The 14442-nt window shown below is 64.5% G+C and carries 13 protein-coding genes and 1 tRNA gene; 2 read left to right on the plus strand and 12 right to left on the minus strand.

Annotation, left to right across the window (positions count from 1 at the left end; translation table 11 throughout):
• Positions 1-174: 174 nt before the first annotated feature.
• Complete coding sequence (gene csrA / locus QZ607_RS10635; protein WP_295882547.1) at positions 175-396, plus strand: carbon storage regulator CsrA; 222 nt, start codon at positions 175-177, stop codon at positions 394-396.
• A 345-nt stretch (positions 397-741) separates the two neighbouring features.
• Positions 742-832 (plus strand) — tRNA-Ser (locus QZ607_RS10640).
• 1275 nt (positions 833-2107) lie between these two features.
• Here the strand turns inward: QZ607_RS10640 and QZ607_RS10645 are convergent.
• The 12 genes from QZ607_RS10645 to QZ607_RS10700 form a co-directional block, all read right to left on the minus strand.
• Positions 2108-3109, minus strand: coding sequence for an Abi family protein (locus QZ607_RS10645; RefSeq protein ID WP_295882549.1), 1002 nt, complete (start codon positions 3107-3109; stop codon positions 2108-2110).
• Between the two features lies 1 nt (position 3110).
• Complete coding sequence (locus QZ607_RS10650; RefSeq protein WP_295882551.1) at positions 3111-3896, minus strand: M48 family metallopeptidase; 786 nt, start codon at positions 3894-3896, stop codon at positions 3111-3113.
• A gap of 7 nt (positions 3897-3903) precedes the next feature.
• Positions 3904-7056 (minus strand): type I restriction endonuclease subunit R, encoded by a 3153-nt coding sequence (locus QZ607_RS10655; protein WP_295882553.1) that lies wholly within the window; start codon positions 7054-7056, stop codon positions 3904-3906.
• 4 nt (positions 7057-7060) lie between these two features.
• A complete protein-coding gene (locus tag QZ607_RS10660) occupies positions 7061-8392 on the minus strand; it encodes a restriction endonuclease subunit S (RefSeq protein ID WP_295882555.1) in 1332 nt (443 codons plus the stop codon).
• Positions 8382-10421 carry an N-6 DNA methylase gene (locus QZ607_RS10665; RefSeq protein ID WP_295882557.1) on the minus strand — a complete coding sequence of 680 codons (2040 nt, stop codon included), beginning with the start codon at positions 10419-10421 and terminating at the stop codon, positions 8382-8384. Before QZ607_RS10665 ends, QZ607_RS10660 begins: the two co-directional genes overlap by 11 nt.
• Positions 10418-10660, minus strand: a complete 243-nt coding sequence (locus tag QZ607_RS10670) for a hypothetical protein (RefSeq protein ID WP_295882559.1) — start codon at positions 10658-10660, stop codon at positions 10418-10420. The genes QZ607_RS10665 and QZ607_RS10670 overlap by 4 nt, the downstream gene beginning before the upstream one ends.
• A gap of 41 nt (positions 10661-10701) precedes the next feature.
• Positions 10702-11592, minus strand: a complete 891-nt coding sequence (locus QZ607_RS10675) for a hypothetical protein (RefSeq protein ID WP_295882560.1) — start codon at positions 11590-11592, stop codon at positions 10702-10704.
• 260 nt (positions 11593-11852) lie between these two features.
• On the minus strand, positions 11853-12227 hold the full coding sequence (locus QZ607_RS10680) for an HGGxSTG domain-containing protein (RefSeq protein WP_367268180.1): 375 nt from the start codon (positions 12225-12227) through the stop codon (positions 11853-11855).
• Positions 12181-12414, minus strand: a complete 234-nt coding sequence (locus QZ607_RS10685) for a hypothetical protein (protein ID WP_295882564.1) — start codon at positions 12412-12414, stop codon at positions 12181-12183. Before QZ607_RS10685 ends, QZ607_RS10680 begins: the two co-directional genes overlap by 47 nt.
• Entirely contained in the window at positions 12404-12610 is a 207-nt protein-coding gene (locus QZ607_RS10690) for a hypothetical protein (protein ID WP_295882565.1), read from the minus strand. The genes QZ607_RS10685 and QZ607_RS10690 overlap by 11 nt, the downstream gene beginning before the upstream one ends.
• A complete protein-coding gene (locus tag QZ607_RS10695) occupies positions 12607-13146 on the minus strand; it encodes a hypothetical protein (protein WP_295882567.1) in 540 nt (179 codons plus the stop codon). The genes QZ607_RS10690 and QZ607_RS10695 overlap by 4 nt, the downstream gene beginning before the upstream one ends.
• The coding region (locus QZ607_RS10700) for an AAA family ATPase (protein ID WP_295882570.1) at positions 13146-14442 on the minus strand (1297 nt) is incomplete at its 5' end. The genes QZ607_RS10700 and QZ607_RS10695, both read right to left, overlap by 1 nt.

Raw genomic sequence — 14442 nt, forward strand, 5'->3', positions numbered from 1 at the left:
ACGGGACTGATGCGCCGAAAAAAGGCCAACTGCTACAATCCATAGCTCGGGCGGCATCGGGCCGTCCCGTAACTTGGTTGAGTGCGGTCCCTCGATACCGGTCGGCCGGCACAGGAACAAAGGCGCCACCGGTTCGTCGAAGGACTTAGCCGAAAGGACCTTAGGGAGACAACTATGTTGATACTGACCCGTCGTGTCGGGGAGACCTTGATGATCGGGGACGATGTCACCGTCACCGTTCTGGGCGTGAAGGGCAATCAGGTTCGCATCGGCGTCAATGCGCCGCGCGACGTGGCTGTCCATCGCGAGGAAATCTACGAGCGCATCAAACGCGAACAAGAACAGGCCGCCGCTCAGGGCGAGAACGCCAGCGTGCCGCCCGGACACAGCAGCTGACCTCAAGCCGGCCCGCCTCCGGCGAGCCCACCGCAGCGCGCGCCGGCGACAGGCCGGCACACCACCGACGCTGCCATGGCAGACCTGAGGCAACCCGACAGCAGGCCAGCTCCCTCAACCCCCGGCCGGGACCGAACCGGCCGTTTCCCGAGGACCACCGGCGTCCCTCGCCCGCCGGCGGGCATCACCCCTGCGGCTGCCGTACCCCGTGCAACGCGAGAGACGGCACGCACGTGCACGCGCTCACGTCATCCGCCCACCTGACCTGTGTTGATCGCGCGTCAGGTTGCGCCGATAGGGTTGGACCAGAGACCGGCTGTTCCTGCTACAATATCCGGCCCGAACGGAGAGATGGCCGAGTGGCTGAAGGCGCTCCCCTGCTAAGGGAGTATGGGTTAATAGCCCATCGAGGGTTCGAATCCCTCTCTCTCCGCCATCCATGCAGGCTATCTACCTGAATTGAAAGGAAACGCGCCGGACGGAATCGGCTCATACCCACAAACCTACCCACAAGACAGCGTGCTCTAGGCTTCTTTGGTGCTCCTTTGCACCCCAAGACCTGGTCTTGGCCATGCTTTGAGCCTGTTTCAGCGCTTCACCGCCCGACCTTGATGCCGTCCTGCCGGTGCCGACCTTGTCGACCTCCACCTCGACAGCTCAGCAGCGGCGGCGCGGGTGATGCCGAATACACAGTCTGCAATGCATAGACAGGCGGAGGGTTTAGCAATTCTTGATCCATGCCATCTAGTCTATGAATCACGGATCTTTAGCCTGGCGTTTTGGTACGACGGCTCTAGGGTCGGGTGATGGTGGATCGGCACCAGGTCGGCGCTAGCCTTGTTCTCTCTCCATGTCTCGCCCCCTAGTCCTTCTCGCAGCTATCGTGCCGCTGCTCGCCGCAGCAGAAACACTAATCGGTGGAGTCGACCACGTACGCGACGGCGACGCCCTCGTGGTGTCTGGTGTGCCGATCCGGCTTCAAGTACAAGTGCCTCGGTGCAGATGTTCCGAGACAGCTTCCGGGCGTTGCCGTAATCGCCTTAGCCGAATCCGCGATAACGACCATAGCATCGGGGTCTGCCGTCTCGATGACGGGAGGGACATTGCAGCCATCCTCGTCAGTGAGGGGATCGGGCGGGATTGCCCGCGATACAGCGACGGGCAGTATGCCGACGACGAAACCGATCGGTCGCGCAACCTACTGTTGCCTCGATACTGTCGCCCGCGCTGAAGTGCCAACATCCCTTGAAGGCGCAGGGCGATGTCGGGGGCGTGTCCATGGCACAAGATCGAAAGTGCGCCCGGCGGGCTGATACGGCGGCGGGCGAGAGGCGCGATTCGAGAGAGACCCCGCGTTGCTGCCGCCGGTCTCGCAGCGGAACAACATGCGGCCCTGAATGGCGAGCTGGGCGTCAGGGGGATGCGCTCGGGCACTGTGTGAACCGCGTGCAGCCGACCAGGCTCGGGCGGATGCACCCGCGGGACGGGCTGTAAGGCCGCACTGCGAGATATCTGGCAGCGGTTGGGAGCCCGGTTGGCGTCCGAGGGCGAAAATCCCGCCCTCATCGCACAGTTGGCGAATTTTGGGGTCGCTGGTTGATGTCTAGGGCAAGATGCCCTAACCTCACTCGTAACACGGCCCCTCCCGGTCAAGCCGCTTCGGCGGGGAGATCGCGGAGGGGTTCTTTTTTGCCGGCACCTGCCAACGCTCTTAACCTCGCCAGATGGCCTCCCAGCCCAGCGGGGCGCCAAGATCGGTCAGACCCAACCCCAGGTGGTTTAGGTCTGGGAAGCATTGAAGGTGCTCGTGCAAGCGTGCCGGCCACGTCGATCCCGGATTTACGCGTTGTAGAACGTGCCGAGCGATCCGCAACAGAAGGAAACACCTGGCCCTGGCATGCTTATCCTGCTCGAAGTGGACAACCCAGGGCACCTCCGCCGCGGGCGGGAGCTTCGGCTGATCGACGATGTTCCTGTTCCACAAGCGGCTGTGGTGGGCGCACACGTTACGCAGATAGTTCAGACTGCGTAGCCAACTGGCAAAGACCCTTCCGTCCGCAACGCCGTATTTGGCAGCGATGGCGTTCTGCTCCTGCACGCGCATGCCGGCGTAAAGCTTGGACATCGCGCCGAAGTCCCAGACCTCGCACGATACCCAAACCGCCAGCGGCAGACCGTACTTGGCCTTGTTGTGGCGGACAAATTCTTCCTTGGAGCGAACAATGAGCTGCGCCTGCTTGTCCAGCCACGCATGATGTCCAGTCAGGCCGGTCTTGGGGTCGAGCCGACGGCTGAAGGATTCGTGAAAAAGCTCGGGGCGCAGATAGGCGAAGGCGTCCAGTCGGCCGAGGGTATGGGAGATGTCCACCCGCAGCGCGATCTCGATCCGCTCAAGGGCATCCATCGCCAGCAGTCGCAACTGCTTGTCAAAGACATAGAGTAGGACCGCTTGCTCGAACGTCGCGCCGGGCTTGAACTCATCAAGGGCGATCGTCTCGACCCGCTTTCGGTCTCGGGGCCTTCCGCCCGGTCCATCGAGCAGGACCAGGGGGCCGGAGCGCTCCCGGAATGGAAACCAGTAGCCGCTCAGGCGGTAGTAGCCGATACGTTCGAGGTACTCCAGCGCCTTGGCGCGGTCCGTCACCAGCAGGCCGCGGTCCGTGAGCTTCGCGAGTTGGTCCTCGTAGCTCAGCCAAGGCTTGCTGTAGCCCATCTCAGGCGGCATCTCGGGCGATCGTGGAGCGGGGCGATGTTTCGGCACAGATGGCAACGCAATCGATCTGCATCAGGCGGTCGGCGTTCGCCACCAGCCATTGCCGCGCCCGCTCCGAGTCCGGGCACAGGCTTTGTACCGTCAGCCAGAAGCGCTGGGAGTGGTCAGGGATTGCCAGATGCACCATCTCGTGGGTGACCATGTAGCGGAGCACGTCGTCGGGCGCCATGATCAGGCGCCAGCTGAAGGACAGATTGCCGAGGTGCGAGCAGTTGCCCCACTTTGTGCGCTGGTCCATGACATAGACTTGGTTCGGCGCCCGATTGATGCGCTCGCCAATACCGATGATCAACTCCTCGATGCGTGCCTTCGACTGACGCCGGAGCCAGCCTTCCAGTGCCTTGCCCAAGCGAGCGGGGTTATCCTGCGAGGTCACGATGCGGACCGTCTTGCCGTCGAACACGATCCGGCTTGCCGCCCGCCAGTGCGGGACGGAGTGGATCTCGACGGGAATCTCTGCACCACGAAAGGGTATCGCACCCCCCGGCCGTTTCGGCACCAACCGAGCGGACCGGATACGCGCCGCCCGCTCGATCTGGCGGGTTACCCAGCCCAGGTTGCGCAGTAGAAAATCGGCTGCGTCCGCCTCGCTGCGCCCGGGGGGCAATACCACGTCGATGCATTCCGGTTTGACGCGAATGCGCAGCTTGCGCGCCGAGCGTGAGCGGGTCAGCCGACATTCCACATCCCGTCCGCCGGCGTGCAGGTGCTCGGGCAGCGTGCCCACGGGAGTTTCAGCCTGTGCCATCGGCCTTCACCAACTCGGCCACCGCCGCCTCCAGGAACGGCGGATGCGGGTCGTTCGGATCAAAGCCCAGTTTCGCGTAGTGCGGATTCCACGACTCGGCAAGCAAGGACTGTTCAACGCGCATGCGGCCACCCTTGGACGTACTCCAGCCGGCGGCAAGGAGACCGTTGTCGCGTAGATGCGCGACCATCTTGCGAGCACAGCCGGCCAGATATTCTTTATCGTCCGTACTCGCAAACGTCTGCAATACGGTGAAGACCGGATACTCGCCCGGCTGAGTCAGGTAAAGACCTTCGGGCTCGCTCACCTGTTTGACGATCTCGTCGGCAATCTCCTGAAGCTCCCGCAGTCGCTTCTCCGCGGCCTCATCTGCCGCATCTTTCCGTTGCTTGATCCGCGCCAGCCGTTCGCCGAGTTGCCGATAGGTGAAGCCGGCCTCGTCCTCCGACAACTCCGCCGTCAGCATCGCTTCCAACGCCGCGGCCTTGTCGGCCGCGCTTGGCAGATCGTCGAGCTTGGCGATGTAGTCCTTGTCGATCTTGAACGCCGGCAGTGCCTGCGCGGCATCGAGAAACGCCGTGTTCTGCTCGATCAGCTCCCGCGTTTTCGCCGACAGCTCGCCGTAGGTCGCGGACGTGTTGCCGCGCTGGCGACGCCGATGGGCGATGTAGATGCCGCACAGCCAGTTGTAAACGCGCCGATGGTCATACAGGCACGGGTCCGGCGAGAGGGCCTCCCACAGCCGTTCCAGGCTCTTGAAGTTCTGCTCGAAGGTCTTCGCCGCATCCGGGTCCTTGATGGCGCGCAGGGCGGCCAACAGGCAGGCGCGGGTATCGCTGATCTGGATCTCCGGGAAGCTGGCCATGCAGCGGGCCACCTCGCCGGGGACCGTGGCCTTGAGCGCGTCCCAGTCGATCAGCGCCTCCTCGCGGAGGCTCTCGTCGAAGTTCAGCGCCTTGGAGAGATCGGCGAACACGCCGAAGAAGTCCACCACCACGCCCGTGCGCTTGTTCATGGCCGGCAGCGGCCGGTTGGTGCGGGCGATGGCCTGCAACAGGTTGTGATCACGCAGCGGCTTGTCGAGATACATCACCTGCTCGATGGGCGCATCGAAGCCGGTCAGCAGCCGGTCGCAGACGATCAGGACCTTGAGCGCCGGGCGCCACTTGGTGCGATGATCTCCATGGGCCTCGCGATTGGCCTCCTCCCACTGCGCCGGCGTCAGCTTGAACCAGTCGATCAGCTCGTCCTGCTTCTGCTTGCCGTAGTGGAAGCGCTCCAGATCGTCGTCGTCGTTCTGGCCCTCGGAGATGATGACATCCGACCTGGCCGTCGGCAGCCCCTTGGCCGTGAGCTGCTTATCCAGCTCGTCCTTGAAGCGGGCACAGGCCGTGCGGTCCACGCCCACCAACTGCGCCTTGAAGCCGCTCGGGTCCGGATAGGCCAGGAAGTGCTCCAGCATCTTGCGGACGACGGTCTCGACCCGGTCCGGGTGCCGGGCCAGCTCCTTCCACTGGGAGCGCTGGCGCTGGAGCAGGTCCTTGGCCTCCTCGTCAGTCAGATCCGCATCGTCGCACATCTGCTCGAAGCTGACGTTCAGTTGCTTCTCGTCGACGACGAAGGCCACCTTGTCGCGGATGTAGTGCACCTCCAGCGTGGCACCATCCTTGATCGCGCGCTTGATGCCGTAATAGCTCAGATAACGCTCCTGCTGAGCGTCCTGGATCGGTCCGAAGTCGCGATGGGTATTGGTCATGGTGCGGTCGATGGGCGTGCCCGTGAGCCCGTAGCGGAACGCCTTCGGCAGCTTCGTGCGCATGGTCATCGCATAGCTGTCGGCGCCCTTGCTGCTTTGCGAGCGATGGCACTCGTCCACCAGCAGGATGACGTTGTCCCGCTCCACCGGGGCCAAGTCGTCCATGCGCTGGAAGGCCTGGAGCGTGGTCACCAGCGTGCCGCGCCAGCCGGTCCTGAGCCGCGACTTCAGGTCCTCGACCCCCATCGCCTTGACCACGTTTGGGTAATCGCAGGCGTCGAAGTCGTCGGCGAGCTGGGTCTTGAGGTCGCGCCGGTCCACGACGATCAGCACGGTCGGGTTTTCCAGCCCGGCCTGTCGGCGCAGCTTGTAGGCCGCGAAGACCATGGTCAGCGACTTGCCCGAGCCCTGGGTGTGCCAGACCAGACCGGTGCGGTCCTGCGCCGGGACATCCTTGCCGATCAGCGCCAGCGTGCGGTCCACCATGTCGTTGGCGGCCTCGAACTGCTGATAGCGCGCCACCTTCTTGACCGTGCGGCCCTTCTTGGTCTCGAACGCGATGAAGTGCTGGAGGAAGTCGAGCACATGGCAGGGCTTCAGCCGCAGCAGACCCTTCACCGGCACCTCCAGCGGATCATCCGGGTCATCGGCCGCGGCATCGTTCCACCAGCCCTTGGTCTCCGGGTACTGCGACAGCCAGGGTCCCCACGTGTCCAGGTGGCGCTCGATGTCGTCCTTGGATGCATCGTGAAACAGCACGGTGCCGTAGCGGAAAACGTCCTCGTCGGCCGCCACGCAGAACACGTTGGGTGCCAGCATCAGCGGTGCCTGGCGCTGGTAGCGGTGGAGTTGGTGCACGCCCTCCGTCCAGTCCTTGCCGCTGGTGATGTAGCTCTTGAACTCGGCGATCACCAGCGGGATGCCGTTGACCAGCAGCACGGTGTCGTCGCGGCACTGCTTCACGCCCTGGACGCGATACTGGTTGGTGGCCGTGAAGTCGTTGAGGTGCTGACGCTCGGGCTCGAAGGCGATGAACTGGACGGTCTCGGCGTCTTCGCCCGGCGTCAGCTCTACCCGTACCCCGTCGCGCAGCCGATCCAGCGTCTCGCGGTTCGCCGTGAGCCGGTCCGGCATGGCCATGGCCTGTCGCAGCGCGTTGATGGCGCGCCGGGCCTGCTCGACCGTCGTGACCTTGTCGTTGATGCGCAGGATGGCGTCCACGAGCACGGACTCCACCAGCGGGTCGTCCAGCGGACGCTCGAAGGCGGCCATGGCCGCCTCGCCGCGGTAGGTCCAGCCGAGGCACTGATCCTTCGGCGTCGTGCTGCCATGGCCTGAAAGCCATTGGATGACGGGCAGCTCGACATAGCCTAGCTCGGTCATGGGGCTACCCCTTCAGCAGTTGGGGGAAGAGGGTAGGGTCGATGCGTTTCGTGCCGGTGAGGAGGTCGTGCATGAGGGATTTCTTGAGTTCTTCGTAGGCGGATTTCACGGCTTTTGCCGCGTCGATTTTAGCTTCTACCGCGGTGATCATCTCGACAAAGCGCTCTTGCTCGGGCAGGGGCGGGACAGGCACGACGATCTGCTTTACGTCCCGGTTGTTGATCTTGAGCGTCCCGTTCGAAGTCTTGGCACGCCGCAGAATCTGATTGTGAACAATTGAGTGATTCCAGGCGGCGACCGCGAACTCGGGGAGCAGATAAGGCTCCTCGTCGTCGCGCAGCACGACCCGCTTCGCGATATCGGGATAGATACAGCCCGGCGGGAAATCCGTGATTCGGCCCGCCTTGCCGACGAGATCAGGATTGGCGTTACCCCGGACGATTAGAATGTCTCCGGTCCGCACAAGATACTTCTCGGCGACGTCTTCTCTGATGTCCGCATACTTGAGGTTGTCGGGATTGGCGAGGTCCACGCGCCCATCGCGCACTGCGGCGATGCTGAACGTCGGCACGCCCGGTGGCTGCGTATTCGCCGACGGAGAAACTCCGTTTTTCGGCTCGCCTTCGATTAGTCGTTCCATCGGCTTGAGCAGCCACCCAGGCGGCAACTCCTTGGTGGGGCGATCTGCATAGGCGGTTACACCCAACGCGGAATAGAAGTAATCCTGGATCAGTGCGCTGCCAAGATTGGCCGACTCTCGTGCGGTGTTTCGAACCCTTTCTATTGCTGTATCCACCACATCGAGAACGCGGGCGATGGCGGCTTGTTCCTCGATGGAAGGAACCGGTACTACCAGATTGCGTATGTCGCGTTCGTTGACAGCGGGGTAATTGGTTCCGCACTGCCATGCGAGGAGTTGTCGCTTGATAGGTTCGCAGAAGGGAAGATGCCGGAGGTAAGCGCTTGACACATTTTCTTCGGCTCGAACCACCGCAAAACCGGTCGAGCAAATAACGGGATCTTCGGATTCGCGCTGCAAACTCGTGTGTGCCTCCAATAGTGGTCGAACCGTGCACAACAGCGTGTCGCCTCTCCTGACGACGCGCCTCGCACGACTAGGAGAATCGCGAAAGGTCATCGACTCAACGGTCTCCCAATCGATCTCGCCCCGCGTCACACTGCCAATATCTATGTATCGGAAAAAGAACTCTCCGTCGGTGCGGCTGCTCAGCGTTTCTGGATTTACACGTCCATAGCCTGGAGAGTCGACGGTAACCCGATTCCAATCGTCACGATAGGTTGAGACCGCGCGCTCTGTGGGCGTCTCAGCAGCCATAGCCAACCGCCTTCAAGAGCTGCATTAGATTCTTTTCGGACTTAACGAGATTCGACTCCGCTTCGCGCAGAGCGATTACTGCATCCTCCACCGACACCCGAGGCTCCGGCTCAAACGTATCCACATACCGCGGAATGTTCAGATTGAACTCGTTCTCCTCGATCTCATCGACGCCGACCACCCGCGCGTGCTTCAGCAGCTCGTCCGGGTCCTGATAGAGCGCCTCAAGCTCGCCCCCGACGTGGGTCACGGCCTGCCGATCATCCTCGGCGCGGCGGCGGGATTCGGCGATCTTCTCGTCGCGCTCCGCCAGCCTGGACGCGGCGCGGTCGCGCTGGCCCCGTAGCTGAGACAGGGCCTTCTCGACCTTGGCGCGCTCGGCTTTGGTCGAGAGGGCGGCGAGCTTGGTCTCCTGCTCCGCGATGCGTGGCTCGAGCATTGCGAGCCGCTCCACATGGCCCGCGTACTCGGCCGTCAGCCGCTCTACCTCATCGTGCTCGCGGGCATCGATCTGGTCGTGGATGCGCCGGCTGTGCTGCGCCACCAATCCAGGCACCTTGGCCGCGTCGCCGTAGGCATGGACGTGCACGAGCATGCGCATGACGTCCTGGGGGCGCAGCTCGTTCTGGTTCGAGAGCTCCCGATAGTGGCGGGCAGCATAGACCAGCAGCACTTGGGCGTGCCGCTCCGGCGGACGCTGCTTGCGCAGGATCAGCAGGCAGGCCGGCACACCAGCGCCGTAGAAGACATTGAGTGGCAGCGAGATCACTGCATCGACCAGCCGCGCGTCGATCAGCGCCTTTCGGATCAAGTGCTCGTCGTCGGCCTTGCGGCGCTTGATCTTGGGGTTGCCGTCGGCATCGAATTCGCCGGTCTCCTCCTCGATGGCCGGCTGGCCGCGGAACAGCACGCCCTGGGGGCAGACCACGCCGGCGCGGCCGTTGGCCGTAAGCGACGCCAGGATGTGCAGGATGAAGGCATAATCGCCTGTGCTGGCGGGCGGGGCGCGGAACGGCGTGCCGCGACCGAAGCGGCCGAACGGGTCCTTGTAGCCCTCCTTGCCGAAGACCTGCTGCTTGAGCTTGGTCTTCTTCTTCTTGTCGTCCGTCTGCTGCTCGGGTTTGAGCCACCAGAAGTCGTCGGAGAACGGGAAATTGGCCAGCACCAGGGAGAAGCGGCGGACCTTGCCCTCGGCATCGCGAAAGGCCGGGTCGGTGATGGTGCTGGCGCCGGCGGCGATCTCCGCCTCCAGACGGTGCAGCACCGAGTTGATCTTGCCGATGGCCGCGTTGCCCCAGTTCATCTCCTGGCCGAAGAAGCGGGCGTCGTTGGCGTTGTGGCCGGCCTCGCGCAGGTAGTCGGCACAGTGCACCAGCATGCCGCCGCTGCCGCAGGTGGGGTCGTAGACGGTGTCGCCGGGCTGGGGCTCCAGGATGCGCACCAGGGTGTCCACCACCTCGGGCGGGGTGAAGAACTCGCCGGCCTTGGCACCGGCGTCGTCGGCGAACTTCTTGATCAGGTACTCGTAGGCACGGCCCAGCACGTCCGGCGACACGCTGGCGTTGGAGAGGTCGTAGGTGTTGAAGTGCTGGACCAGCGCGTGCACCACCTCGTTGGCGATCAGCGGCTTGCCGCTGCCATCCGGCGCCGGGGCGTTCCAGTCCACGGTGAAGACCCCGCGCAGCTCCTGGTTGGCGCTGGAGACGGCACGCATGGCGGCCGTGAGGTTGCGCCCCAGGTCGATGGACGACGCGAGGATGTCGCCCCAGCGGTTGCCTTCCGGAATCCGGAACCGATGCTCCCCACGGGCACGGAAGACCGCCTTCTGGGCGTCGGTGAAGGTCCGCCCCTGCTGTCGTTCCAACTCGGCGATGGCGTCGTCCGCCTCGTGCTCCCACTGGTCGCAGAGGCGTTTGTAGAACATCAGGGACAGGATGTAGTTCTTGTAGTCCTGCCCGGCCGTCTTGCCGCGCAGGATGTTGGCCGCACCCCACAGGTGGGCCTCCAGTTGTTGTTGGGTGAGCTTCACGTGCTTAACTGAGAGTTGCGGTTAGTGTTCACAGGTGCCGTGCTGCCGGCACCATCAGGCGGTACGGTCTGGCTGTGCGCGACTAAACCGTTGGCCCGGCAAATACGATTCGCGTCTGGCAACGCCCCAGGCGCAGGGCATTCGAGGATGGGGTAGAAACTGAAGTCCAGGTCGGCAAGATCGACCTTCAGCAGGTCGTTGTAGAGCAGGTGCAGGAACTTTTCTTTGCTGGATGCCATGGGCGTCGGGTTGCGGGTTCGGATGTCTGGCTATCGGTCGCTCAGCCCTTGAGCTCCGACGGCGGCGATGCGTCCTTCTTGCGCGGCTCAAACAGGGTATGCGCAGCAATGTTGAGCGCGGCTTCGACTTGGCCCGCGGCCTTGGTGAGTTGGTAGAGGTCAAGGCTGTCGATCGTCGTATCGGGCTTTACGAACTCGGCCAGGTAGCTCTCGGACTTCGACGCGATGCCCCGGCGCTTGCACACCAGGTAGGCCAAGGACTCGGCTTCAAGCTCCTCAATGTTCGGCTTCAGCCGGGGCCGCTGCTCGATGCGCAGGTACTTGTCCGGCCCGCAATGGCCGAGAAACAGGTGGCCCAACTCGTGCACCAGGGTGACGAAGCGGACGTTGACCTCGTGGTTCTGGTTGATCGCTACCCGGTAGTCCGGGCGTTCTTTCTTGTCGGTGGACCGGCGCCCGATCTTGATCTCGCCGGCCCACTGGTCCCCCAGGTCCACCGCCGTGACGTAGACCCCGCACTTTCGTACGGCCTTGATGGCGGTGTCCAGTGCATCCTCGTCCATGGGGCCGGTGGCGTGGAAGGTCTGGGTCACATCCTCAGGCAGGGGGTCGCCTTCGGTGTCCTGCACGTCGTAGACCAGGGCCACGGGGCCGAAGGGCCAGAGGATCAGCAGCGGTCGGGCGTGCGGCTTGATGGTGCGGTTGAAGCGGGTGCGCCAATCGTATTCCGATGCGGCGTAGGCTAGTCCCGGCTTCTGGATTTGCAGCAACAGGGCGTTGAACGGGGCGAAGTTCCGCAGCCGCGTGACGAAATCCAGCAGGTCCCGATAGTCCTTTCCGGTGCGGTAGAGCCGCGAGCGTTCCAGTAGGTCCGCCAGCAGCGAGCGGTCGGCCTGCTCGGGGGCGGCGCCCGTGGATTCGTCGGGGGACATGACATTCCTTCTGAGTTGCCGCGTTCACGGACGGCGAACGATCCTGCCGGGATGGGCCTCCCAGCGCACGACGCGGCAGATTACGCGGTTGGTTTTTTGGAGACAATGGTACCGCGCAACCCGTTATGCGGTGCGCGTTGCTCGGCTTGGCGGGAGGCTAGGAAAGCCTACAGGTACGCGCGCGGGCGTGGTGGGGTCAGAGGCGACACGCTGTTGCCGGCCTGATGCGCAGGGGTGCCCGGTCTACCGTTGCCAGGCGTCTACATACTAGCCAGCAGCAGCAGCGCCAGCGGGTCGCCCGCATCGGCGAGACGCGCAAGCTGAAGTCGCCGCGCATCGCGGCGTCGTGTCGCCCAGCCTTTGCGCGCAGCCTCGGAGCGTGTCGCGGCGTGTTCGGGTTTGGCCAGCGCGCGCCGTGCGGCTTCGAGGTTCTTGGCGGACTGCCGTCGTCCGGCTTCTGTCTTCGGGCCGGTGGACATGCCGCCATGAAGCTTACATCTACCGGTCGCCAGCGCCTTGCAGCGGCATGGGGTCCCCTTGCGCGTGCGAGCGCCGCATCGGGGGCGGGTGCGTCGTCGTCCAGCCACATCAACGCTCCATGTGCCGCGTGATCGTGTAGACCGCGTGCTCGTCACGCAACGACACCGAAGATCGGCCAGTCGCCCGGAGGAACGCTTTCGCTAAGCGAATCGCTTCATGCCCGATCCATTCCGGTGACCGCCCAGCATCGGCCGTCAGTAGCCGCTCGATGGCCTCGGCCCGGCCAGTCCAGCCGTGGCGCTGAACGAGTGCGTCCAACAGGTCAACGGCTTCATCGGTCAACCGTACCTGGATCAGTCGCTTCTCGTCGCTGGCTCGCCAACGGGCTTGTCGCGTTGCGGTTGTCATTGTCAGGGCCTTGGTCTGCGTTGGTGGTTATCGTCTTCGGGTGGTCGGGTTTGGCCGGTTGGAAGAAAGCCAGTTCGGCATCGATCCGGCGGCGGCTGGGGCGCGGAGGGGGTTGATAGCTGCGGCTCATGGGGCGGTTCCCTCGTGGTCAGTGCACAAGTGCGGAGCGTTCGGCCACAGCGCCGGCGTTCGGCGGCTCGCTGGGGCGCCGATGCCGCAGGCGCCCAGACCGGACCCGTCGCCGACCTCATCCGCCCGGAAGTGCAGACAGCTACCGCAGGTGATGGCGGGCGGGGCAGGTGCGGGAACCGGCGGGGCCGGGACCATGCCGCGATCTGCTGCCAGCCGGAGGATGCCGGAAAGGCCGTCAGGGTCGCGGCGGCAACTCAGCAGGAACTCGGCTCGAATCTGCGCGTCGGTTTCGTTGATGGCGTCGAGCCAGCGGACCAGCGCCGCCTCGGTCTCGGGAGCCAAGGGCGGGGGGCAGCGTTGCGTGGGCTCGGGCTCGGCCAGCAGGCGCAGCAGGTCGGCCTTGTGGGCGCGGACCATGGGCAGCCAGCGGGCGCGGGCGTCGCTCGGACCTCGAAGGCGGAGCTTACCGGCAGGCTCGGCGGTCAGGCTCAAGCCGTCGAACGCGGCGCGCGCCAGGATCGAAACGGCGTCCATCAGATGATGTCCTCGCCGATGTCGCCGGGTTCACTATTTGGAGACGAATCGCTGAAGGTGCTCACGGAAACCTGAAGGTGCCCACCGTTTGTGATGGGCATCTTGTGAGCGCCTTGAGCATCTTCAGCGTCGAGCTTCCAGACCCACTGTTGCTTGGTCCCGCCGAATCGACCGCCCTCCTTGACGACGACAGCCCCGATCTGGTCTTTCGCTCGCCGGATCGTTGACCACGAATGCCCGGCCCCTTCGGCTTCGGCGCGAACGCTTTTTGAGGGGACCGGGCCGTCCTCCAGCAGCATGCGGAGAAACCCCTTGGCGTCGGCCATGGCGCTTTGGTCCTCGGGGTCGGCAACGCTCTCGGCGCTGGCCAGCAACTCGCGGGCGCTTCCTGCCAGGGCCTCGCCCCAAAGCACGCGCGTCGTTTGAATGCCGGAGATCGGCTCGCAGGGCTCAAGCTCGTAGACGAAGCCGCCGTCATCGGGGCCTAGGTTTGACTTCGCCTTCGCGAGCAGCCTTCCCCCGCCGTCCTCGTCGCTCCGCTTTGCAGTCGCCATCACAACCCGCGCCAACGCACCGAACCCGAGCGAGCCGGTCACGCGCTCCACAGGATCGCGGCCAGACGTGCCCTTGCTGAAGTGTGAGATGCCCAGCACGGCGCACTTGTGACGCTGGGCAAGGTCGACCAGCGGTTGCAGGGCTCGACGGACCTCGGCGTTCTTATGCGAGTCCCCCGCTACGGCACTGACGACAGGATCGACGATCAGCAGAGCCGGGGGCCGTTTCAGTCCGTTCATGGCCTTGGACAGCAGCGGCATATCAGCGGCGGGGGAGAAAGGGCGCCGGCCTTCCCGGTCGGTCACGTCACTGACGAAATGTAAGCGGGCCGGGTCGCCACCAGCAGCGATAAAACGCGGCAGCAGGGTATCGGCTGGGTCGTCCTCGCCGGACCAGACCACGACATCGCCGGCAGGCGCAGCAGTGCCATCAGGCCATTTCCCGCCGATGGTCAGGGTTGCCCCAAGGGCAATGGCCAAAGTCGTTTTGCCGGTGCCGGGGGCTCCCGCGACGATGTGCAGCTTGCCCCGCGCGAGCCAGCCGACCCAAACCCAATTGACGCGCTCCGGGCGGATGTCGGCGCCGCTGATCAGGGCTAGGCTCGGCCCGATCCCCGGCTTGCCGTCTCGGGCGTCGCTGCTTGTCGCTTCGGTGGCCAGTTCGACAGCCCTGAAGCATGATCGGCCGCCAACGCAGCCGGCGGCGCCGGCGCGGCGATGTCGGATGTCGCCGAGCCGTTCC

The sequence above is a fragment of the uncultured Thiohalocapsa sp. genome, assembly GCF_913063425.1.
Classification (GTDB): domain Bacteria; phylum Pseudomonadota; class Gammaproteobacteria; order Chromatiales; family Chromatiaceae; genus Thiohalocapsa.